The sequence below is a fragment of the Salinimicrobium oceani genome (genome assembly GCF_012037645.1).
In genome coordinates, this window is record NZ_JAAVJR010000739.1 from 1 (window position 1) to 427 (window position 427).

Sequence of the window (427 nt, forward strand, 5' to 3'; positions counted from 1 at the left end):
TGTTTTCCTGAAAAGTAAAGAAGGTAGTTATCATTATGTGGCGGTAGAATTAAACGAGGAATATAAAGGCCGTTTTCGCGTTACCAAAGACACGCTAAAATTTGCTCTCCCCAGGAAAGATTCAGCTAATACAATAGCCATTTATAAAGAGACTGAAGCAGCTAATGGAATTCTCATATTTAGCGGGATACGTGCGAAAAAGATTGAAAAGATCTCAGAAAAACCCCAGGTCAGGATCGAATTTATCGGAGAGTCCATGACCTGCGGAATGGGTGCCGATACCACAGAAATTAATTGTGATGAAGGAGAATGGTTTGACCAGCACAGTGCTTATATGGCTTATGGTCCACGGGTGGCCAGAGAGCTGGGTGTGGATTACGAGATCAATTGCGTCTCCGGAATGGGAATTTACCGCAACTGGAATGAT

Annotated in this window: 1 pseudogene; it reads left to right on the plus strand. The window is 42.9% G+C overall.

Annotation, left to right across the window (positions count from 1 at the left end):
• Positions 1-37: 37 nt before the first annotated feature.
• Positions 38-427: pseudogene (locus tag HC175_RS19160) on the plus strand (SGNH/GDSL hydrolase family protein); the annotation flags it as partial.